This window comes from Methylophaga sp. OBS3, from assembly GCF_026319325.1.
Lineage (GTDB): Bacteria > Pseudomonadota > Gammaproteobacteria > Nitrosococcales > Methylophagaceae > Methylophaga.
The window spans coordinates 19,705-40,423 of record NZ_JAPDMU010000007.1 but is presented as its reverse complement, the minus strand read 5'-3'; the positions used below and the strand labels follow the sequence as shown (position 1 = coordinate 40,423).

Here is a 20,719-nt window from a genome sequence, read left to right as displayed (position 1 = left end):
CTAATGGCATTACTTCAAAGTCTGGCCGTTTTGTTTGGTGGGTTGGGTTTGTTCATGTTGGCTGTTGGCATCATCAGTGATGGTTTACGGCTTGTCGCCGGCCGTACTTTAAGAAAAATTCTTGAGAAGTGGACGGATACGCCACTACATGGGCTATTAAGCGGCGCGGCAATTACCGGGATAGTGCAATCATCTAGTGCAGTCACCGTCGCAACGATTGGTTTTGTAAATTCTGGATTGATGACCTTGCGTCAGTCTTTAGGGGTTGTTTTTGGTGCCAATGTTGGCACCACCATGACAGGCTGGCTAGTCGCACTGATCGGTTTCAAATTCAAAATAGAATTATTTGCCTTGCCTATGATTGGGATTGGCATGTTTTTGCATCTGTTTTGGACGGGCAAACGCCTTGCTCACTTTGGCTGGGCTTTAGTCGGTTTTGGCTTGTTTTTTGTTGGCATCGATGTTTTGCGTACAGCATTTGATGGTTTGTCATCAGGGATCGACTTTCAACAGTTGTCATCTGAACATGCCGGTGGCGCGATCACCTTTGTTGCTATCGGCTTTTTGATGACGTTATTAACCCAATCGTCTAGTGCTGCAATTGCTATTATTTTGACTGGTGCAGCAGGTGGCGTGGTTGGCTTAAACGATGCCGCTTTAATGATAATTGGTGCAAATTTGGGCACCACCTCAACCGCGGTGATGGCAGTGATTGGCGCCACTGCCAATGCCAAGCGTGTAGCCGCTGCGCATGTGGTGTTTAATTTACTGACTGCTTGTGTGGCAGTTTTGGTTTTGCCACTGTTGATGTGGTTGATAGCACAACTGAGTCACTTATTAAATTTGGCAGATACACCTGAAGTGGTATTGGCGCTTTTTCATACTGTGTTTAATGTACTTGGGGTGATTTTGGTTTGGCCATTGATAGCCAGAATATCTTCGTTTCTGGAACATCGCTTTGTTAGCCAACAGGACATTATTTCAAAGCCACAATTTATCGATAAAAACGTTGCTGTCTCCCCAGCAATTGCCGTGGTTGCTTTACATAAAGAATTACTACGTTTTAATGGATTGCTGCAAAGTTTGTTAAGAGCGGCATTAAAAACAGAAGACAACAATCCCACTGAATTGGTAGCGAATTACCGGGGGATTGAGCAACTTGGTGATCAAGTTGCTCAGTTTATTACCGCTATCGAGAAGCAAACGTTGACCCAAGACTTGGTGGCCAAAGTAGAAACACTTATTTTGGCACAACAGTATTGTTTATCGAGTGCTGACCATGCACTGAATGTAAGCGCCACTTTAGATGATGTTGCCGCTGAACTTGAGCCTGTCGTATTCACTGAGTTGCAGCATTATTGTCGGGCAACAAGAGTCATGCTTGCTGCCAGTACGAATCCTGATGGTGCTGATGCTCAGGCTTTTTTTGAGAATAAATTAGCTGAAAATAAACAGGCTTATCAAAACATGAAAACGAAGACATTACGTTATGCAATGTCATCAACGCTGACCATTCAAAGTGCGATGGCGATCATGGAGTTGATTAAAACGATTCAGCAGATGGTTGAGCACTACATCAAGTCCTGTGAGCAGTTACATACAGTCACAATCTGTTTGAAAAATTAGGCCATTTGTTCGAGCCTGAGTTTACCTGTTGAGAACAATATTATCGTTTTTTTCTATTGTATTAAGTGGATTTAATCGTTTTACTCAATTTTAAATATTAATGATAATTGTTCTCAACAAGTGCAAGGGGAATGATTATGACTAAAACAATGAGCTTCGCGGTTGTCCATTTTAGTGTGGCATTCACCGTTGGCTATTTGATGACGGGTAGTATTTTGTTTGGCAGCGCATTGGCGATTGTTGAGCCAGCGATTAATACCGTTGCATTCTATATTCACGAAAAGTTTTGGCAGCGTATCGATACTGTTTCTGACGTCGAGCCAAGCCATGTTATGCATAGCGTATGACGTTTGAAGCTGCTTTACTGGTCTCCATGTGATGGTTATTTGAAGCAATGTATAATGCCCACAATTTGTCCTCGTAGCTCAGCTGGATAGAGCGTCCCCCTCCTAAGTCCTCCAGTGCATTATCGAAGCCGCCTTCTACGGCAAGGCAATCCCGTGATTTTATTGAGTTTGTGGCTGAGTTTCCGGTTAGCATCCGGTTAATGATATTGTTGGTTTTAACTAAGGATGAGAACTAAGGAAAGTTAATGCTAGAAGATTTTGAAGGGCTTAAAAGTTATCTGCGTTCCAAAACTGGAATGCGTATGTCGCACGTATATAAGCCAGTTTTATTATTGACCCTCATCAATAACAACGGTGTTGCATCAACTTCTGAAATCGCAAGAGAGTTCATATTGGCTGATGCTGGAATGCAGAAAGAATATGAAAAGAGAGTTTACCCTATGCCCGGAAAGCGTTTGGAAGGCGTAGGGCTGATTGAAAGGCACGCTAATAGTTATAAGCTCTCAAAAATATTTGATGGCTTGTCAGATGCCCAATTAGATGAAATTAAAGGTATTTTGAGCAATAGAATTGACGACTACCTTGGGCTGACGGATCCATTCAATACAAACGTAAGGGGCTACATTCCCGGTAGAAGTAGGTTTGAAATACTGAAACGAGCCGGAAATAGATGTGAGTTGTGTGGCATTAGTAGTCAGGAACGACAATTAGACGTTGACCATATTCAGCCGGTGTCTAAAGGCGGCAGTAATGATGAAAGTAACTTTCAAGTTTTATGTCGTAAGTGCAACGCGCAAAAAGGTAACAGGGATAATACTGATTTTAGAGCCATAACCGATAGTTTTAATGATAGAGATGACGGCTGTTACTTTTGTCAGTTTCAAAATGGTCATGAGCGGCTTGTGAAACATGATCAAAAGCTTTTGGTAAATGACGTTGCCTACGCACTTTATGATGGTTACCCCGTTACAGAAGGTCATACGCTTTTCATTCCTAAGAGGCATGTTGCCAACTATTTTGACTTGTATCGTTCAGAAGTGAATGGCCTTAATCTTTTGCTTGAACAGCAGAAAAATCATCTTGAAAAAATGGATGCATCGATTACTGGTTGGAACATTGGTATAAACGTGAATACATCGGCCGGACAAACTGTTATGCATGTTCACATGCATTTGATCCCAAGACGAGATGGCGATATGGTTGATCCAAGGGGTGGTGTAAGGGGCGTTATACCCTCAAAACAGAATTACAAAATTTAAGCTTTGTAACTTCTTACATACCGGGAAAGATGGTATGCAGCCATGCTTACTTCATCAGAACTTAGCCTATCCGCACTGTTGCTGATGAATGTCGGAAGGCCTTTGGGGTTGAGAACCCAAACATCACTGTTCTTTGCTTCACTTGTTGGTTCAATGAACCAGCCCGGAAACACGATCACAGACTTCACAGGAAACGATTTGCCGGTCGATTGCTTGAGTAAGTCACTCAACCAGCGGCAAGCAGCTTGAACTTGTATAACGGGCTTGTCCGTTTTTACACCTGTATTCATTCTGAGCGTTGTGCCATCAAAAACAATTTTAGGTGAGCCTGACGCCGGTTTGCTGTACGTTTTTGTTTCAATTACGTAGATGCCGCTTTTCGCAATCACAACATGGTCAAGGTTGAAGTTCGATGCTGGAATGTCATGAAATACCCGTGCGGATGATTCACGAAGGCTTTCAAGGTGCTGACCAACGGCTTTTTCACCATCACGGCCTAACCTCAGGTTCTTAAGCTTGAGACGGAATTTATAAAGTTTCCAAACTGCGTATGGAATAACAATAAAAGCTATCGCAGTGACAATAATTGGATTTGGTTTAAGTTCAAAAAACCATCGCCACCATTCTTGAAGCGTAAGCACGACCATGAAAACCAGCATAATTATGTATTTGGTCGCATCCTCATGAACCAGCTTTTCAATTTCCTTATCCAAAGATTCGGCTGGGTTGTGAAGGGGATTATCTTTAAGTGGCGATCTCATTAATTCATCCATGAATGCAATTTCAGAAGAATAGCTTACGACCATGTATTTATCTACCAACGACATACACGGTATTCAATGCTTGTATAAGGCTGTTTTGACTAGTGTGAATTTTTAAAACAACAAACCTGTTAGTTACGACTTGTTGAGTGCAAACCTATGACGATCTGTAAAGCGATCTGAGCCTCTTTACTTGCTATGAAATAGGGTTACGTGGGTATGACCTTACGGATCCAGCAGAATTGATCCTGTTGCTTCTGACGTGCATGTCGAGGGGGAGGGCACAACAAACAGTCATTTTGCTATTGATCTCCCGTTGATCTTTCATTGATGTGTTCTTGTTTTGGGTAAAAGTATGGTTGTTGAACGGAATGCAAAAATGTGATCTTATATCGATGTATTCACTCAATACTTTATCGGTATAGTTGTACGTTCGGGTATTGTTTATAAATCACGCAAAGTGATAGCACCTAGAAGGAATCCAGCAATAGGGTGCACAGACGGAGTTGCCTCGAGAGAGGTCATCACAGTCGGGCTGGTGAGTTAATGTCTTGAGCCGTCACGACTAGGGGCATTAACAACACAAAATGTGATGAAGTCGAGTCCCCTTATGCAGAGATAGATTCATTTGGGCAGGTTCAACTAACCCTGTGTAAGCACACAGGGTTAGGGAAATATTGCCTCTCATCAGAGTTAATATTTAAAAAAATTAATACTTTAAGATAGCTAAGCATCAGCATCAGCATCAGCATCAGCATCAGCATCAGCATCAGCATCAGCATCAGCATCAGCATCATCAAATTCCGCCTGTATAAGGACGAATCGGGAAAGCCAGTTTATTTAAAACGCATCCCCCACGCACCTTACGGTTTTTTCTAGGACTTCCAATTTTCCCAAACCGAGGTTTTGTCTTTTAAATTCAATGGTTTTCTCAGTGCGGGTAAAAGTGTGAGTTCTACGTAATAAATAACTTAAAAAAAGAAATTAATTAATAACCATGCATATGCGAACGCGCGAGGGGTATGGCAAGTTTAGTTGTTCGTGAAAAATGGGCGGCACGGTTTGAATATTTCATTACGCGGGCGTTGTGGACGTGCATGGGTTTACATAGCGGTTTGGAAGGTACCTATATGGCACTGTAGATCGTTCTGATCAGTTTTCTCAGTCAGACCCAAGCTACCCTATACACAAACTGTCACGACGGTTTAAAAATGAGCTGAGTGGATCGGTTCATATTTGATAAAACAAACGTAAGAATGAAAGGGCGAAAAGTTAGACGGTAACAAGTTTGATGGTTAGTCGGTGAGCCAGGTTCGGGTGGAAATATAGTCGTAAAACGATCTGTGTGATCGTCTGAGCGACTATCTTGCACTGACCCTAAGTAGGGTAGCTTAGATGCTTTGTAAAAGGCTCTGTGATCAATACAGCGGTTCGGCTCATTTGTTACCGGTTCAACACTGCAACAGCATCGTGTAAATGTGCTGGTGATAAGTGAGCATAACGAAGCGTCATTTTGATGTCTGAATGGCCCAACAACTCACGGACGCTGTTCAAATCAATACCGGCAGACACTAAGCGGCTTGCAAAATGATGGCGAAGGTCATGCAGTCGAAAATCAGCAATCTTGGCATCACGTAAAAGCACCTTCCATGCTTTGTCGATGTTGGTAAAGCGTTTACCATTCTTACCAACAAAAATATGACCGGAATGGCGTTGGGTTTGTTTATGCCAAATATCCAATACGCGAAACGCCTCTTCGTTGAGTGGTATGTATCGTGTTTGGCCTGTTTTTGACGTGTTGCCAACGACGGTAATACGTTTGTTGGTGAAGTCGACATCTTGCCAGCGAAGGTTAAACATCTCACCACGACGCATGCCGGTATTCATTAGTAACAACACCATAGGGTGAACGTGATCGGGAAAACCGCCTAGGATCGCTTCTAAGCGTGTAAAACGACCGCCAGCATAGAATGGGTTAGATTGAGCCAAACGACGATCACGCGATCGCAGGGTGGATCTCAGGCGCTGTTCTTCATCAACAGATAGATAACGGATGATAGCGCGGCTGTCAGACTTCTGTTTTTTGACTTTATTGAGCGGGTTTTGCTCAATCACTTCCCATTCAACCGCACGATTGAACATGGCTTTAAGTGTGCCGATGTATCGATTTGACGTGGAAGCGCTAAGTCCATCCTTATGTCGTTTCGACCGCCAGCTTTCAATTTCCCACCCTGTGACTTTATCTAAGCGTTTTTTAAACAGATGTTTGAACTGATTGAAAGGTAGTTTGGCTTTGGGCGCTTTGTGGTGAGTGATGAACCAAGGTAGATACGTTTCGTTGATGAAATCGCCAAGCGTTGGCATTGGTTTTACATTTCGGGCAGCTTGTTTTTCACGTTGGATGTCACGACCAAGCTTAACTTGTGCATATAGCTGCTCAGCAAGCTTACGGGCAGCCGGAACAGACAGGGCAGGGTAGTTACCCATCGTATAACGTAGACGCTTGCCATCAGGGGCGGTGTAAATCAGGCTGAATGTCATTGTGCCCGAAATGTAACGCTTCAATTTGAAGCCAGCCATAACTGTGTCAGTGACTTCAAAATGATTGTCTGTTTGCGTCTTGCTCATCTGAGTAGCAAGGGCGGGTGTTAGCTTCTGTTTATAGTCCATTAAACGACTCTGTAGCTGGTTTTAAGGCCAGTTTAGCAAGCCAAGGTAGGAAGCCAAGGGTAAAGATTTTTTGAAACGAATCTTTGCTTCGTAGTATCTTATACTTGTTTAGTAATCATAAACGGATTTTATTCGCGATGGCACAAGCTGCCCAAACAATTGGCAATAAGCTGATTGATCGGCTTAATGAAGCATTCTTAGACGATTCTCGCAACGAACTTCTTATTGCGAGCTTGAAAAAAGACGCTAACGCTCTATTGAAAGCAGACCCCGCAGAGGGATACACAGTCCTAGGAGCAATCGAGTGCGTGTGCGGTAATATCGATGGCATGATTGATTTTCACGAGAAGGCCAAGAGGCTAGCGCCACTTGATACTTTTGTGCTGTCAAATTTCGCTTCTTCCTTGGCAATCAGTTATCTGCTTGAAGAACAATCCGATGTTCTGCATGTGATGATTGAGAATCACATCGATTATGCAAACAGTCTCAGGAAAATGGCTTATAACAAAGCATTTACTGGTGATTATCAACTTGCAAGTCAATTCTCTAGTCGGTTTCTCGACGAGATTGAGGGAGCAGAACCTCTTGATGTTGCTGAGATGAAGAACATAATCAGAGTATACGAGCTGATCGATACTAAGGAATTGCAAAAGTCCGAAGTCACGCTCTACGCATCTGTTATGAATACCATTCTCAAAAGTGCCCATATACTCCCATCAATACTCAATGAGTGGATTTCTCCCGAAGAAAACTTGGTAAGGGATATACTTGTGAAAGCTGATGAGGAAGTTGTCTCAAAGCTTAATGACGAACTAATCGATGAACTCGTTGAGCTAGAGTTTAGCGATAATTTCTTGTCCAGCTTCAGCGGAAGTTTTATACCTTCGGAATGACACGGAGAGTTTGATGGCAATAAGCTACAAGGATCTTATTGAGTGGATAGATAGGGAGCAACCTAACTCAAAATGTGAGCTTGATTATCGTATCCTCGCGGGCCGGTCTTATTATGCAGCATACTATGCAGTGCGTGACTGTCACCAAGCAGATGAAGCTAGATTCCCCAACCAAGGCACACATGCCAGATTAATTAACACCCTAAAAGCTTCCAACGATCCCCATGAAAAGAAAATAGGTCATAGACTTCAGCTCTGTAGAAATAACAGGGTAGATGCTGATTATAATCTCGAGGATGACTTCTCTCGGAGTAAGTTTGTGCAGACACTTACAAAAGCCAAGGACATCATTAAACTTGTAGAATCTGCCTCGCAGTTTTCCGTTGTAAATGAATCTTGAATACTGACTAAATTACATTCAACTTGGCAACAGTTCTATTTTTAATAAAAACATAGCTATCAAGGGTCTTTAGTATCCTCTGCCCAACCGTCGCTCAGCCGCCGGCTAAAACCACCAGCTTCGAAGCCGGTTTCATCGCCTGTTATAATGCCCAGCCATTGTCCTCGTAGCTCAGCTGGATAGAGCGCTGACATAAAAAAGCCCCAACATTGTTGAGGCTCTATTCAATAATGTGTTGGTGGTTTAAAACACATACTCCAGACTGATACTGCCTGCCGCGTAGTTCTCATCACTGTTACCACCGAACTCCATATCGGCAATCAGACTCAGATTGTTCTCAGTAGCGACACGTAAGCTCGCCCCAGCAAAACCACCAGTGACACTCTCATCACCTGCTGTTGCAAACTTGAACTGACTGCCGGCAATGCTGACTTTGCTGTCATCATCATTGGTATGGCGTGAGTTCATTCCCACCCGGAATTCAAACTCACTGGCCTCATCAAACTGATAGGCGGCGGCGAGTTGTGCCCGGGCGGTTAATGCCTTGGCTTTTCTGTCATCAATGCTCAGATTGGAACTGGTGGTGCCTGACTCACGGTAACCATCCAGCCAAGCAATGCTGTAATTGACGCTGACAGATGGGCGTAGCTCAATACGTTCATTAACGGTAAAGGCAGAACCAAGAGTGACACCGGGACTGATAAACCAGCTATTAAAGTCAGACTTGGCTGTTTCAAAACCATTCAGGTTATCTACAACAAGCCTGTCATTTTCATGGTCGCCGTAACCGGCAATCAAGGAACCAGTGATATTCAAACCATGGGTTTTACGGTTGGCATAAGCGCCGATGTAATAGTTATCTGCTTCCGTTTCAAATGATGCGGTCTGGGTATCTGTCTTGCTACGAACAATACCACCCATTAAACCTGCCCGGTGACCACTTATATCCCACTCATAACCGAAGTTCATCCCGACATGGTTATGGTCATAGCCAAGGGCGCTGCCTTCGGCGTCTCGGTCAAACCTGCCGCCAAAAACCTGTGCCCAAGCGACCGGTTTATGTTCTTCAAAGTACATACCGGGCGATAATTCAAGCGCTGCCAGCTGTACGGGTTTGAGTGGTGCGGTTTGAGACATACGCTGACCAATCACATTATGAATAGATGAAGTCATACCGGCCAGGGCAACACCGCGGGTGGATTCACCTGTAGGGTCGACGCTGATAACCGTATTGCCCGATACTACACCGGTGCCGAACAGGTTAATGTTTTCGGTATTTTCAAAAGTGAGTTGAGAAGATATGCCATCGGCATAAACATTGGCGGTATCGTTATCGCCACCATCATCACCCAAATCAATTCGGCCAATGATTTGAGAGCCAGACAAAAGATTAAGCGTGATGTCATTGGAATCGCCCAGAATGGCATAGGAATCAACGCCTGTTGCTGACACAAGGCCGCTGTTATTGATAATGGCGTTGTTGCCAGTTGATAAAATGCTTCGTGCATCGTTACCGCTGGTCATGATGGTGCCTGAATTGTTAGTTACTGAGTTTTCGCCAAATGCAGCAATGCCGCTTGAAAATGAGCCGGTAGTAGTGATTTTGCCACTGTTATGAATATTGCTGTCATTACCAAAGGCCACTATGCCATTAGATTGTACTCCGCCCATCGAAATATCGCCGCTGTTGCTAATGATGGCGTTTGAACCAGATGTATAAATTCCATCATTGTTATAGGCGCTATTTGTAATATTGCCGCTGTTGTCTATAGTGCTGTTGATACCTATGACAAAGATGCCGGCTCCTAGCTCGTCATTGATTGATATACTACCGCTGTTTGAAATAATCCCATTTTCGCCGCGGGACTCAATACCATTAGCAAAATAGCCAAAGGTTTCTACTTTGCCGCTATTGTTGATGGTGGCATTGCTGCCTTGTGAGTAAATGCCACGCGCATAATTACCACTGGTTGTTATGCTGCCGCTATTATGGATAGTGGTATTTTCGCTTGATGAATATGAATAAATGGCCTCTTCATAATCACCACTAGTTTTGATGCTGCCATTGTTCTCGATAATAACATTGTCGCCGGGGACCAGAATAGGGATGATGCCCGATGTGCTGAGCTCACCACCTGCTTCAATAGTGCCGGTTTCATTGTCGTTGAGGGTTTGTCCGCTCGTAACTGTCTCACCATTTTCAATCGTAAAACTAGCGGCATAGGCCGGAGCGCTGAGGGCAATAGAGATGGCAATGGAGAGTAGTGTTGGTGGATGTCTGACGGGCATAACATTGCGCATTAGTGCGCCTCCTTTTTAGGTAAGATTCATTTCCATATGGCGGGCACACAATGGCAGGCCAAGCTTCAATTAAACTAACAAAGCCATCTCTTCGCTGCAAGCTTGTTTCGGGCAACAAAAAAGGTATCAAATATGCGTGATAAGCCCTGATTTCGAGGTGTTGGCTTTTTCAGGCATAGATTCAGGGGGAGAGGGGGCATGTCATTGTGTCCATCACCAACCGCCGTTTAGCAGCCGGTTCATACAATGCGACTCAAAGCCGATTTCATCGCCTGTTATAATGCCCAGCCATTGTCCTCGTAGCTCAGCTGGATAGAGCGTCCCCCTCCTAAGGGGAAGGTCGCAGGTTCGACTCCTGCCGGGGACGCCAGTATAAATAAGGGTCTGGTTGCTTTCTGATTTTATTTTTAGTTTAGTGAATTAAAATCAGTAAACATTTTAGTAAACAATTACCATCCTTTTCCTTTTCCTTTTCCTTTTCCTTTTCCTTTTCCTTTTCCTTTTCCTTTTCCTTTTCCTTTTCCTTTTCCTTTTCCTGGTGTTCAAGGTGATGAACTTTTGTTCTCAAAGGCTTCTTTTTGCGTATTTCTATCGAAATAATAGATTGTTTATTTATTTTTAATCGTAAAAAGCGTTAAAAAATAATGAGATTTTGAATTTTTGTCACATAAATAACTATGCAGCAGCAACAAATTGCATCCGTCTTCAATGTTTAAAAATGGATGTTACTAAATATAAATGTTCACAAAAAAATAATAAGAATAAGAAGGAAAAAGATGAACGATAAATTACTGACAGCAAAAGATTTGACAAAAATATTCAGTGTTTCAAGAAGCACTATATATAGATGGATGGAGAGTGAAGAGTTTCCACGGGGAAAACAATTGGCCTCTAACACTGTTAGGTGGCTAGAGTCAGAAGTATTAGCTTGGCAAGAAGAGGCATTGGGAAAATGTTGAGTCCCAATGTCTCAAATTACAGTATTCAATCCTTAAATCAGGCAACAAAGGAAGCATACAAAGAATTCAGTGATGAGTATGGATATGTTTATTCAGTTACCTTAACTTTTCCATACAAAGTAGGTAAGAATTATGCATTTTTTTGTTTGAATGAATTTTTTTCAAAATTGCAGAAAAAAGCATTTGGTAAGAACGCATTAAAAAAAATTAGAAAAGAAAAACCAAGTGATGTAGCAATCCAGTTTGGTTTGGAATACAAGAGACAGATTCACTTTCACCTGAGGGTTAGATATCCGTCAGTTCCAACCTTTAGAGAAGGGTTTAAATTAAAAAGTGCAATAAAATCAATTTGGAAAGAAAGTACTAACTCAAGACAAATTGATATTCAAAACCACTACTCTTTACCAAGTGGGTACAACTTTTTTGATTACTTAGTTAAGGAAATGGGCGTTTCTTTTGAAGATCTTGATGAATTTTATTGGGATCAGTAACAAAGACTAGATCATCGTACTTTCGCGATTAACATTCGGTCAAAAGTTGACTAGTCTAAAATTTGATAAAAAATTTGGGGTGTTATCACTTAGTTTATTTGTGTCTGTTAGTTGTTGGTATCTTGATGAATAATCTATATAAAAAATATTCAAGATATCTATAATCGCGTTCGTTATTACATTTTGTGAGTTGGTGAGAGATGATCACATACGAGGATTTGCTGGCTGATTCAAACAAAGCAACGGAACTGCTTAACTCAAATGATAGTTACCACTTTACATATATTGAATTTCTGAAGTTTTTTGATAGTAAAGCGTATTTAACGAAAAGTGATATTTTCATTGGGGCAAACTTTACCTATGCCTGGATGCCAACTATAAACAAAACGGCTTGTGAGGTTAGTGATGATATTGAAATCAGCATTAACCGAATGAGAGGTTCTGAAGAAGCAGATGAACTTAGCATTGAGGAAGTTTTGGTATTGAGTAAAGTCACCAATAACAGCTTGGTTGGCGTATCTAAGTTACTTCACTTTATTGCACCAAATAAATATGCCATTTGGGATAGTCGCGTTGCACGTTATTTACTATCTAATGAAAATAAAGAACCGTCACAATATTACTTAAATAATCCTAAAAACTTCACAAATTACATGAATCTACTCTGTAAGCTTGCTCAAGATGATATGCAAAATGATGACTATTTAAAAAAGTTAGTCAGTTCTATTTTAAATTACGAGGTGACAACATATCGGGCGATAGAATTGATAATGTTCTCTTTGGGAAAGAAAGGTTTAGCAAATAAGTAAGACGACAATTTCTGTCGTTAAGTGTAGCTATATTCGAAGCATATTAACCTTTTAATGAAGGATGCTTCATATGTACTCAAAGCAATTCGAACCAAACTTAACAACTACATATTGGGAAAAGTTATCTGACAGTGTCTCAACACTCGATGGCCATGAATGCAATATTATTGAGTATTTAAGATGTTCAAAGCCGATGCTGGCAGAATCACCTAATGAATCAGTTCATAAAGATTTAAAAGTTTGTTGCATGAGTATTGAAGCTTCTAAAATGGGGCATCACACAGATAAACAATTAGAAGCCAAAGTACGAAAGGCGCTGTCAAAGTCAGCATCAGGGCTAATATCCGTCGATAGAGAGGGCGATTATATCTTTGTCAGTTATGATCATGAGTTTGTTGATGAAGACATATAAACTTCGTTAGAAAGTTTGTTAATAAAGAACATGGATTATGTTTTACAGCAATGAAAGGGATCTTCAATGAAGCATCAAGAATTAAAGAGTTATCAAAGGTTACATCGTGATAGCTTTCCTGAAAGTCTAGGTTTACGAGTTCACCGTGCATTGAGTTGGCTCGACAAAGCTGAAAATGAATCTGATGATCCTGATGCACAATTCATTTTTCTCTGGATTGCATTCAATGCAGCATATGCATCTGAAATAGATTCACGAGAGTTTTCAGAACAAAAGCACTTTGTTCTATTTCTAGAAAAGTTAGTCTCATTAGATAAAGATAAACTTTTTTATTCACTGATTTGGAAGCATTACTCTGGTGCTATCCGAGTGTTGATTGATAACCCATACGTTTTTTCAGCATTTTGGCAGTTTCAAAATAACGTTATTACTGAAGATGAGTTTAAAAATAAGTTTGCATTAAGTAAGAATGCTGCTAATAAAGCGTTGGCTTCTAACGATATTCTTTCTGTTCTATCAATTATTTTTAGTCGCTTATATATTTTGAGAAATCAATTAGTACACGGTGGTTCAACTTGGCAGGGTAAAGTGAATCGATCTCAAATTTTGGACGCAGTGAAAATCATGAAAGAGGTTGTTCCTTTGGTGATTTCTTTAATGATGACAAATCCAAGTGAGTTATGGGGAAGTGCTGTATATCCAGTGGTTACTGAATGATCGAGTTATTGATTAATGATTTCAAAAAAGTACTCGAACTATCTGGCTTGAACCCGGGTGATTACGTTATTCACTTTGAAGTCACTGGTGTTCCCCATCAAGTACCAAAATGGCGGAATGGCTTTTCGGCAATTTATATCTTTCACTATGGTGATAGCGTATTAAAAATTGGTAAGGCAGGGAGTAAAAGTAAACTACGGTTTACCAGTCAGCACTACTCTGCGAAAGCTGCAAAAAGCACATTAGCTAGGTCATTAGTGAATGATGAAGAGTTTGCGAAGTCTCATAATGTGAACGAGAAGAATATTGCTGACTGGATAAAAAATAATACGGCACGAACCAGTTTATTTGTTGATGCAAATTATGGGGTTTTTGTCCTGAATCTTCTGGAAGCTTTTTTACACTGCAGACTAAAACCAGTATATGAAGGTTTTAAATCTCAAACTTCGTAGCATTATCCAAATTTAAGTTCTCTACCTTTGATTGAAAGCTGTGCATGCGAGTCAGGCTCATAGTCGTCATGACTACTCAGTATTTTCCCTGCAGGTGATATTTCAAGTGCAGCCCCACGATCATAAACGTAGAAATAGGAAATTACGTTACCCCATATTCCCACGACTCCTTGAGAGTGAGTCAGGTGTAAATCAATCTTTTCATGAACTATTGATAGTTGCTCTAGGGCAGGTTTATTGATTAAGTCCTTGGGTAACGTTAGGTATCTCAAATGCTCGCTCGCTGCTAGTGCAAAAACAGGCTGAGAAGTCCTTTTGAAACCAGTATTAATAAAAATATAGGGTTTAAAAGTATTCGCTTCTTTTTCTAAAGCAACTTCTGCACTTTGGATAAACTCTTTTGCAAGATTCTTATTAATCCCGCATATCTCAGCAAGTTTATAGATGTAGTCTTTATTACTGTATTTAATATCAAATAGAGTATCGTCAATGCCTAGGTGGGGGGATGAAATAACGCTACTCAAACGACTCTGTTGTTTGATTGTTGGTTTTAGGTAACCTAGCTTGGAGAGAATGTAATGGTTTCCAAGATGAGCAATTTCATTTTCTAGCAGTTGTTTGAAGTCCATTCGAATCTCCTTTACTGATAATTACAGCTTTACATACAAAGCGACAAATACTGTCGTTAATGTATTTATGGGAGAAATTACTTCTGTTTATTCAGCCCTTTTTCCAGGAGTGTAATAACTTCAGATTTAAGCCATATCGGTTCAACAACTTTTAGATGTGCCGATTGAGCAATTAGCCACCACCTCAAATCTGTCGTATCCGGTAGCGTAACGCTTAAATGGAATTTATCGTCTTTTTCATGTGTGATTGTCTGGCTTATGTCTAAAGGTGTTTCGAGTAAATGATTCATGTCTGGTTTGTCACAAATAAGTTCTAGATGTACTTGCTTATTTGAGTGAAGAATATGCATCTCACCAGAGTCAATGAAATCATCAATATCAAAGCTATCTACAAAAGATTGTTGTATTTTCTCAACGAGTGAAAAGCGGTGTAGAGCAAGCTGTCTTATGTTGTCTTTACCATCAACTTTAGCAATCAAATAGGTGTTAGGATCTCTAAACACTAATCCTAGTGGTGAAATAATAATTTCTTCCTTTTCCTTCCATTTTCTTGCTTGATAAATGGCCAGACATTTTTCATTATTAAGAATCGCTTCAGCGAGTATTTCCAAATGTTCTGCTTCGATTTCGGGGCGTTTACCAATCAGGCCACGACTTAAAAAGCGGATCTTTTCAGGCCAGTGTGAGATCGGGTTACCATTTCGTCTTAAAACAGCCTGAGACTCATCAAAGTGTGGTTTTAGGTGGTTTAGCAGCTTTGGCGGAAGAAGAGGCTGTAGGTAGGCTCTAGCAAGTTCTAAAGTAATCGCTGAAGGTAAGTCCAATGCAGGTAAAAACTGTACAGAAGCGTCAGCAGAATAAGACCACCGGTATGGTCGTATTTGCTCCTCACAAAACAGCGGATAGTTAACAGAGAGTTTTTCTAAGTCTCGTTGAATACTTCTCAGATTTATTTCAAATCCAGCATCAGCTAATTTTTCTTTTAGTTCTAGAGTGCTTACAGAGTTTGGGTGTCTTGGAATACTTTGTAGCATGTAAAGATAGCGTAATGATGTATCAGACATACTTTCCCTTTCTCTGTTAATCTCGACAAGATTATCTAATTCATTGGCGACAACATATGTCGCTTACGGCTTTAAAATGCGATGATAACAACGAAAACACAAGGATGTCATGACATGGCTGAACGAATACCAAGCCCCGAATTACCTCATCGACTCATTAGCCAAAAGCTAGGTAAAGCAACTATCTGGATTTCCGGTGGAAGCGAAGAAATATACCTGGTCAATAACAGTGGCAGAACAATCAAAAATATCAGAGCATCCGTTGGTGGTTTTGTTAGTGGTGATGATGTCTCTGTGCCTTACTCAAGTGAGTCGAAATACAGCTATATTGATGTCCATGATGGTGAAGCTGTCCTAGTCGAAAAGCTAGATGGTTACTACGATCTGGATTACGTCCATCAGCTTTTCCTCGAATTAGAGGATGAACACCTTGGCCAAATTGAACTAACTACACTTCCTGACAAAGGGAAAATCAAAACACAGGCTTTGTTTTGGGAAAACGATATACCATCAGAGAAGCTTGGCATAACTCAGCGTTAGTTTTAGTAATGATCACATGGAGAAAGTGATGTACGACCTCATCGGGGATATTCATGGTTATGCAACTCCCCTCAAAAAACTCCTAGAAAAACTCGGTTATCAGCACAATGGCCAGTACTGGTCACACTCTACAAGGAAAGTGATTTTCCTCGGTGACTTTGTAGATAGAGGCCCAGAGCAAATCGATTCCGTACTCATTGCAAAAGCCATGGTTGAAAACAACACTGCACTTGCGGTGATGGGTAACCATGAATTCAACGCAGTGGCTTATGCAACACCAGACCCTAAAAACGAGGGTGAGTACCTTCGTCCTCATTCAGAAAAAAATCAAAACCAACATGCAGCTTTTCTCGACCAGGTTGGGGAGGGGAGTCAGCTTCATCATGAGTTCATCTCTTGGTTTAAAACATTACCTGTTTTCTTGGATTTGGAAGGCCTCAGAGTCATTCATGCTTGTTGGGATGAAAAATCTCTGAAGAACATAAAGCCACTATTGAAATCAGATAACACACTGAAGAATTTGGCATGGTATGACGTCACCGAAAAAGGAACGGATGCATTCGAGGCTGCAGAAACTCTGTTGAAAGGCTTGGAAATTCCATTGCCGGCTGATAGTGAAGGATTCTTTGATAAAGATAACAATCACAGAATGAATATTCGTACACGCTGGTGGGAAACAGACAAGTTCACCTACAGAGATTTAGCAATTGTTCCTGATGATGTGATTGAAAAGGTGCCCCACGATCCCATCGCGGATGATCTCCTTCCTGGTTATGAAGGTGACAAGCCACTTTTCTTAGGTCACTACTGGCTAACGGGAACACCAAAGCCGAGAACCGATCACATTGCCATTCTCGATTACAGTATCGCAGCCCAACACACATCATCTGGCCATAAGGGTAAACTCTGTGCCTATCGTTGGGATGGCGAGCATGTCCTTTCTGAGGATAATTTTGTCTGGGTGGAAGGGTGATGTTTGAAGACTTTAGAAGTATTCCACCACTCGTGGCAATACTGTGGACAGCAATAATGTTTTGGGGCGGCCTTGCCTGGATTGTTTATGCCATTTTTGCCAATGCCCAGTTGAAGACTAATAAGGCTCTAGAATTCAATGTGGGCGATTTCGAAGAGATACCTGATGACCAGCGTAAAAACATAGAAAGACTCTGTCAGAGACGATTTTGGGCACCTTTCAGGCTGTGGTTTAAAGGGTTAATGTTTATAGGTATTTTTGGCGTTTTTGTGTTTGCGGCATATTGAGCAACACAATGTGTTATCGCAAAGTTAAATAACAATCAAAACTAAAGTAGATGGATTTGTATTGATGAGTCATGGGATTACGTTACAACAACTAGAGTCTTTTCTCTGGGAAACCGCTGACATTCTTCGGGGCAATATGGATGCCTCAGAGTATAAGGATTACATCTTCGGCATGATGTTCCTCAAACGGCTTTCAGATGCCTTTGAAGAGGCTCAGGAAGGTGTTATTCGTTACTACATGGACAAGGGCAAATCAGAAGCCCAAGCAAAAGAACTGGCGGATGATGAAGACGAATATGACAAAACCTTTTACATTCCGCCCATTGCCCGTTGGGAAACCATCAAAGATCTCAAACACGATATCGGATCAGAGTTAAACAAAGCCACTGAAGCGATTGAAGAATACAATCCGACACTGGAAGGTGTGTTGGTATCGATTGATTTCAATATCAAAAACAAACTGTCTGATAAGAAGCTGAGAGATTTGCTCTCTCACTTCAGCCGCTACCGTCTGCGTAATGAAGATTTCGAACGACCAGATTTACTGGGTACGGCTTACGAGTATCTCATCAAAATGTTCGCTGATAGTTCGGGTAAAAAAGGTGGTGAATTCTACACGCCATCAGAGGTGGTCTACTTACTGGTTTCACTGCTCAAACCGCATGCGGGTATGCGTATCTACGACCCTACAGTCGGTTCTGGCGGTATGTTGGTGCAAACACGTAATTATCTGGCTAAGCATGGTGAAAACCCGTCTAACCTATCCCTGTTTGGTCAGGAAATGAACCTGAATACCTGGGCAATCTGCAAGATGAACATGTTCTTGCATGGTGTTTACAGTGCTGACATTCAAAAGGGCGATACGCTAAGAGAACCTCAACATACTCAGCATGGCGAACTGATGACCTTTGATAGGGTCATTGCCAACCCACCATTCAGCCTTAAAAAATGGGGTAAGGATGAAGCCGACGCTGATTCTTATGGACGTTTCCCCTATGGTACACCTCCCAAAGATGCCGGTGACCTTGCCTTTGTTCAGCACATGATCGCCAGCTTGAATGCAGAGGGCATGATGGGGGTAGTAATGCCTCACGGTGTGCTGTTCCGTGGCTCCAGTGAAAAAGCTATTCGCAAAGGCATTCTTGACGATGATCTGTTAGAAGCTGTGATTGGTCTACCTGCAGCTTTGTTCTATGGGACTGGTATCCCTGCCTGTTTGCTGATTATCAATAAAAACAAACCGGCTGAACGCAAGGGCAAGGTGCTGTTTATCAACAGCGAACTGGAATTTGAAGAAGGCAAAAACCAAAACAAACTTCGCCCACAAGATCTTGAAAAGATTGTTCAGACCTTTGATGGCTTTGAAGAAATCAAACGGTATTCAAAGATCGTGACTTTGGAGAATATTGCCGAAAAAGACTACAACCTGAATATTCGCCGCTATGCCGACACTAGCCCACCACCAGAAATTTTTGATGTACGGGCGATTTTGCATGGTGGTATTCCGGTTCGAGAAGTCGAGAGCGAATATATTCGCGAAGAAATACTGGAAGAGTTCGATGTACAGGGATGTACGAGTGTCGCGGGAGGCAGGACGCCGGGAGCGACCGATGTCAGCGGTGTCTTTATCAAACGCGATGAAGACTACTATGACTTTAATCCCGCAATAGAATCCAAGGAGCAGATTCGAGAATTTGTTGGTGATGTTGATGCCAAGGTCATAACCCAGCTTGAACGGTGGTGGGACAAATACCGGGTGTCGTTGAAAGAACTGGATTCACAAGTGGCAGAAGCTGAAGAAGTGATGAAGGTGTATCTGACGGAGTTGGGGTATGAGTAATCCAGTTCCTGAAGGGTGGTCTTCAGCTGAACTTGCCACATTCTGTGATGTTGTCGGTGGCGGAACCCCAGATAGGTCGGTAGGTGAATATTGGGGCGGTGAAATTCCTTGGGTGTCACCGAGTGAAATTACTTCTCGAACTTCAAAATACATATCAGGTACGAAGGAATACATAACTCAGTTTGGGCTAGATAAAAGTTCCGCCAAGCTACACCCGCCGGGTACAGTATTGATGACCAGTCGGGCTAGTATCGGGTATGTAGCGATTAATACTGTGCCAATGACAACCAATCAAGGGTTTCAGTCTTTGCGGTGTAAGGATGATGTACTAGCAGAATACTTGTATCAATACATTACTTGGATTCGGGGTGAACTTGAAAAAGTTTCAGCCGGGAGTACCTTTGCCGAAATTTCGTCCTCAAATGTTAGGAAAATACGTGTAACGCTCCCCCCACTTCCCGAACAAGAAAAAATCGCTGCCATCCTGTCCACCGTCGATGACGTGATCGAAAAGACCCGCGCACAGATCGACAAGCTGAAAGACCTTAAGACAGGCATGATGCAAGAGTTGTTGACCAAAGGGATAGGGCATACTGAGTTCAAGGATTCGCCGGTGGGGCGGATACCGGTGGGGTGGGATGTTGGCACTATCGATTCATTTGATATCGAAGTCTTAGATGGTGATCGCGGAAGTGAATATCCGAAGGAGAAAGATTTTTACCAGTGGGAGCATTGCTTGTTTTTGTCTGCAAAGAATGTAACCAAGCGCGGTTTTGTTTTTGAAGAAAAAATGTTCCTTATCAAGGATAAAGATGATGCTTTGCGAAAAGGAAAACTGATTCGTGGCGATATAGTGATAACAACAAGGGGTACTGTGGGAAATATTGCGTATTACGGTGATGACGTTCCATATGCGCATATCCGAATTAACTCAGGCATGGCTATCATACGTAATGGTTCAGAAAAGGTTATTCCTGAGTACCTTCATCTTTTAATGAATGCCCCTGTATTACGTGAACAAATAGAACTACTAGCATTTGGGAGTGCGCAACCCCAACTTACAATTGGAATCATCAAGGGGCTTTATTTGCCAATGCCATCTGGTCATGAGCAAAAGCAGATTGCATCAGTAGTGCGATCGGTCGAATCGAAACTTGAATTAGCAAATGATAGATTCAATCAGTTCGAGAAAATAAAAAAAGCCTTAATGCAAGACCTATTAACCGGTAAAGTCCGGGTCAAACTCGATAATAATAATTTGGAGGGTCGAGTGGCTGTCTAGTCGCCGC

The 20,719-nt window shown here is 41.8% G+C and carries 21 protein-coding genes and 1 tRNA gene; 17 read left to right on the top strand and 5 right to left on the bottom strand.

Annotated elements, in window-relative coordinates; genetic code table 11:
- The first annotated feature begins 3 nt into the window (after window positions 1-3).
- The 3 genes from OMP94_RS11120 (at window position 4) to OMP94_RS11110 (ending at window position 3,232) form a co-directional block, all read left to right on the top strand.
- The gene (locus OMP94_RS11120; protein ID WP_266278375.1) at window positions 4-1,626 is read left to right on the top strand and encodes a Na/Pi cotransporter family protein; all 1,623 of its coding nucleotides are present in this window, start codon (window positions 4-6) and stop codon (window positions 1,624-1,626) included.
- Between the two features lie 137 nt (window positions 1,627-1,763).
- On the top strand, window positions 1,764-1,973 hold the full coding sequence (locus OMP94_RS11115; RefSeq protein WP_266278374.1) for a DUF2061 domain-containing protein: 210 nt from the start codon (window positions 1,764-1,766) through the stop codon (window positions 1,971-1,973).
- Window positions 1,974-2,218: 245 nt separating this feature from the next.
- Window positions 2,219-3,232 carry an HIT domain-containing protein gene (locus tag OMP94_RS11110; protein WP_266278373.1) on the top strand — a complete coding sequence of 338 codons (1,014 nt, stop codon included), beginning with the start codon at window positions 2,219-2,221 and terminating at the stop codon, window positions 3,230-3,232.
- Here the strand turns inward: OMP94_RS11110 and OMP94_RS11105 are convergent.
- Both OMP94_RS11105 and OMP94_RS11100 read right to left on the bottom strand, forming a co-directional pair.
- Window positions 3,229-4,059: a nuclease-related domain-containing protein gene (locus tag OMP94_RS11105; RefSeq protein WP_266278372.1), complete on the bottom strand. Its 831-nt coding sequence runs from the start codon at window positions 4,057-4,059 to the stop codon at window positions 3,229-3,231. The two genes, OMP94_RS11110 and OMP94_RS11105, sit on opposite strands and share 4 nt — an antisense overlap.
- Before the next feature lie 1,377 nt (window positions 4,060-5,436).
- Window positions 5,437-6,663: a tyrosine-type recombinase/integrase gene (locus OMP94_RS11100; protein ID WP_266278371.1), complete on the bottom strand. Its 1,227-nt coding sequence runs from the start codon at window positions 6,661-6,663 to the stop codon at window positions 5,437-5,439.
- Between the two features lie 137 nt (window positions 6,664-6,800).
- On the opposite strand from OMP94_RS11100, the gene OMP94_RS11095 reads away from it, so the two are divergent.
- Both OMP94_RS11095 and OMP94_RS11090 read left to right on the top strand, forming a co-directional pair.
- Entirely contained in the window at window positions 6,801-7,556 is a 756-nt protein-coding gene (locus OMP94_RS11095) for a hypothetical protein (RefSeq protein ID WP_266278370.1), read from the top strand.
- 13 nt (window positions 7,557-7,569) lie between these two features.
- Window positions 7,570-7,956, top strand: coding sequence for a HEPN domain-containing protein (locus OMP94_RS11090; RefSeq protein WP_266278369.1), 387 nt, complete (start codon window positions 7,570-7,572; stop codon window positions 7,954-7,956).
- A 243-nt stretch (window positions 7,957-8,199) separates the two neighbouring features.
- Here the strand turns inward: OMP94_RS11090 and OMP94_RS11085 are convergent, their stop codons facing one another.
- Window positions 8,200-10,257, bottom strand: a complete 2,058-nt coding sequence (locus OMP94_RS11085) for an autotransporter outer membrane beta-barrel domain-containing protein (protein WP_266278368.1) — start codon at window positions 10,255-10,257, stop codon at window positions 8,200-8,202.
- Window positions 10,258-10,550: 293 nt separating this feature from the next.
- On the opposite strand from OMP94_RS11085, the gene OMP94_RS11080 reads away from it, so the two are divergent.
- The 7 genes from OMP94_RS11080 (at window position 10,551) to OMP94_RS11050 (ending at window position 14,097) form a co-directional block, all read left to right on the top strand.
- Window positions 10,551-10,627, top strand: a tRNA-Arg gene (locus OMP94_RS11080).
- Between the two features lie 352 nt (window positions 10,628-10,979).
- Window positions 10,980-11,216, top strand: coding sequence for a helix-turn-helix transcriptional regulator (locus tag OMP94_RS11075; RefSeq protein WP_266278367.1), 237 nt, complete (start codon window positions 10,980-10,982; stop codon window positions 11,214-11,216).
- Window positions 11,186-11,707 (top strand): hypothetical protein, encoded by a 522-nt coding sequence (locus OMP94_RS11070; protein WP_266278366.1) that lies wholly within the window; start codon window positions 11,186-11,188, stop codon window positions 11,705-11,707. Before OMP94_RS11075 ends, OMP94_RS11070 begins: the two co-directional genes overlap by 31 nt.
- A 200-nt stretch (window positions 11,708-11,907) precedes the next feature.
- Window positions 11,908-12,516, top strand: a complete 609-nt coding sequence (locus OMP94_RS11065; RefSeq protein WP_266278365.1) for a hypothetical protein — start codon at window positions 11,908-11,910, stop codon at window positions 12,514-12,516.
- Between the two features lie 70 nt (window positions 12,517-12,586).
- Window positions 12,587-12,928, top strand: coding sequence for a hypothetical protein (locus tag OMP94_RS11060; protein ID WP_266278364.1), 342 nt, complete (start codon window positions 12,587-12,589; stop codon window positions 12,926-12,928).
- A gap of 66 nt (window positions 12,929-12,994) precedes the next feature.
- Window positions 12,995-13,645 carry a HEPN domain-containing protein gene (locus tag OMP94_RS11055; RefSeq protein WP_266278363.1) on the top strand — a complete coding sequence of 217 codons (651 nt, stop codon included), beginning with the start codon at window positions 12,995-12,997 and terminating at the stop codon, window positions 13,643-13,645.
- Window positions 13,642-14,097, top strand: coding sequence for a hypothetical protein (locus OMP94_RS11050; RefSeq protein ID WP_266278362.1), 456 nt, complete (start codon window positions 13,642-13,644; stop codon window positions 14,095-14,097). The genes OMP94_RS11055 and OMP94_RS11050 overlap by 4 nt, the downstream gene beginning before the upstream one ends.
- 2 nt (window positions 14,098-14,099) lie before the next feature.
- Here the strand turns inward: OMP94_RS11050 and OMP94_RS11045 are convergent, their stop codons facing one another.
- On the bottom strand, window positions 14,100-14,726 hold the full coding sequence (locus OMP94_RS11045; protein WP_266278361.1) for a hypothetical protein: 627 nt from the start codon (window positions 14,724-14,726) through the stop codon (window positions 14,100-14,102).
- 77 nt (window positions 14,727-14,803) lie between these two features.
- The gene (locus OMP94_RS11040) at window positions 14,804-15,790 is read right to left on the bottom strand and encodes a helix-turn-helix transcriptional regulator (protein WP_266278360.1); all 987 of its coding nucleotides are present in this window, start codon (window positions 15,788-15,790) and stop codon (window positions 14,804-14,806) included.
- Window positions 15,791-15,904: 114 nt separating this feature from the next.
- On the opposite strand from OMP94_RS11040, the gene OMP94_RS11035 reads away from it, so the two are divergent.
- The 5 genes from OMP94_RS11035 to OMP94_RS11015 all read left to right on the top strand — a co-directional run bounded on the left by OMP94_RS11035 (window position 15,905) and on the right by OMP94_RS11015 (window position 20,712).
- Complete coding sequence (locus tag OMP94_RS11035) at window positions 15,905-16,330, top strand: hypothetical protein (protein WP_266278359.1); 426 nt, start codon at window positions 15,905-15,907, stop codon at window positions 16,328-16,330.
- 28 nt (window positions 16,331-16,358) lie between these two features.
- Complete coding sequence (locus OMP94_RS11030; RefSeq protein ID WP_266278358.1) at window positions 16,359-17,303, top strand: metallophosphoesterase; 945 nt, start codon at window positions 16,359-16,361, stop codon at window positions 17,301-17,303.
- Window positions 17,303-17,590 (top strand): hypothetical protein, encoded by a 288-nt coding sequence (locus OMP94_RS11025; RefSeq protein WP_266278357.1) that lies wholly within the window; start codon window positions 17,303-17,305, stop codon window positions 17,588-17,590. The genes OMP94_RS11030 and OMP94_RS11025 overlap by 1 nt, the downstream gene beginning before the upstream one ends.
- A gap of 64 nt (window positions 17,591-17,654) precedes the next feature.
- The gene (locus tag OMP94_RS11020; RefSeq protein ID WP_266278356.1) at window positions 17,655-19,430 is read left to right on the top strand and encodes a type I restriction-modification system subunit M; all 1,776 of its coding nucleotides are present in this window, start codon (window positions 17,655-17,657) and stop codon (window positions 19,428-19,430) included.
- Window positions 19,423-20,712, top strand: coding sequence for a restriction endonuclease subunit S (locus tag OMP94_RS11015; protein ID WP_266278355.1), 1,290 nt, complete (start codon window positions 19,423-19,425; stop codon window positions 20,710-20,712). The genes OMP94_RS11020 and OMP94_RS11015 overlap by 8 nt, the downstream gene beginning before the upstream one ends.
- Window positions 20,713-20,719: the final 7 nt, after the last annotated feature.

Coding starts and splice junctions, on each gene's coding strand:
- OMP94_RS11120 (WP_266278375.1), top strand. CDS start 4: ATGGCATTACTTCAAAGTCTGGCCGTTTTGTTTGGTGGGTTGGGTTTG.
- OMP94_RS11115 (WP_266278374.1), top strand. CDS start 1,764: ATGACTAAAACAATGAGCTTCGCGGTTGTCCATTTTAGTGTGGCATTC.
- OMP94_RS11110 (WP_266278373.1), top strand. CDS start 2,219: ATGCTAGAAGATTTTGAAGGGCTTAAAAGTTATCTGCGTTCCAAAACT.
- OMP94_RS11105 (WP_266278372.1), bottom strand. CDS start 4,059: ATGTCGTTGGTAGATAAATACATGGTCGTAAGCTATTCTTCTGAAATT.
- OMP94_RS11100 (WP_266278371.1), bottom strand. CDS start 6,663: ATGGACTATAAACAGAAGCTAACACCCGCCCTTGCTACTCAGATGAGC.
- OMP94_RS11095 (WP_266278370.1), top strand. CDS start 6,801: ATGGCACAAGCTGCCCAAACAATTGGCAATAAGCTGATTGATCGGCTT.
- OMP94_RS11090 (WP_266278369.1), top strand. CDS start 7,570: ATGGCAATAAGCTACAAGGATCTTATTGAGTGGATAGATAGGGAGCAA.
- OMP94_RS11085 (WP_266278368.1), bottom strand. CDS start 10,257: ATGCGCAATGTTATGCCCGTCAGACATCCACCAACACTACTCTCCATT.
- OMP94_RS11075 (WP_266278367.1), top strand. CDS start 10,980: ATGTTACTAAATATAAATGTTCACAAAAAAATAATAAGAATAAGAAGG.
- OMP94_RS11065 (WP_266278365.1), top strand. CDS start 11,908: ATGATCACATACGAGGATTTGCTGGCTGATTCAAACAAAGCAACGGAA.
- OMP94_RS11060 (WP_266278364.1), top strand. CDS start 12,587: ATGTACTCAAAGCAATTCGAACCAAACTTAACAACTACATATTGGGAA.
- OMP94_RS11055 (WP_266278363.1), top strand. CDS start 12,995: ATGAAGCATCAAGAATTAAAGAGTTATCAAAGGTTACATCGTGATAGC.
- OMP94_RS11050 (WP_266278362.1), top strand. CDS start 13,642: ATGATCGAGTTATTGATTAATGATTTCAAAAAAGTACTCGAACTATCT.
- OMP94_RS11045 (WP_266278361.1), bottom strand. CDS start 14,726: ATGGACTTCAAACAACTGCTAGAAAATGAAATTGCTCATCTTGGAAAC.
- OMP94_RS11040 (WP_266278360.1), bottom strand. CDS start 15,790: ATGTCTGATACATCATTACGCTATCTTTACATGCTACAAAGTATTCCA.
- OMP94_RS11035 (WP_266278359.1), top strand. CDS start 15,905: ATGGCTGAACGAATACCAAGCCCCGAATTACCTCATCGACTCATTAGC.
- OMP94_RS11030 (WP_266278358.1), top strand. CDS start 16,359: ATGTACGACCTCATCGGGGATATTCATGGTTATGCAACTCCCCTCAAA.
- OMP94_RS11025 (WP_266278357.1), top strand. CDS start 17,303: ATGTTTGAAGACTTTAGAAGTATTCCACCACTCGTGGCAATACTGTGG.
- OMP94_RS11020 (WP_266278356.1), top strand. CDS start 17,655: ATGAGTCATGGGATTACGTTACAACAACTAGAGTCTTTTCTCTGGGAA.
- OMP94_RS11015 (WP_266278355.1), top strand. CDS start 19,423: ATGAGTAATCCAGTTCCTGAAGGGTGGTCTTCAGCTGAACTTGCCACA.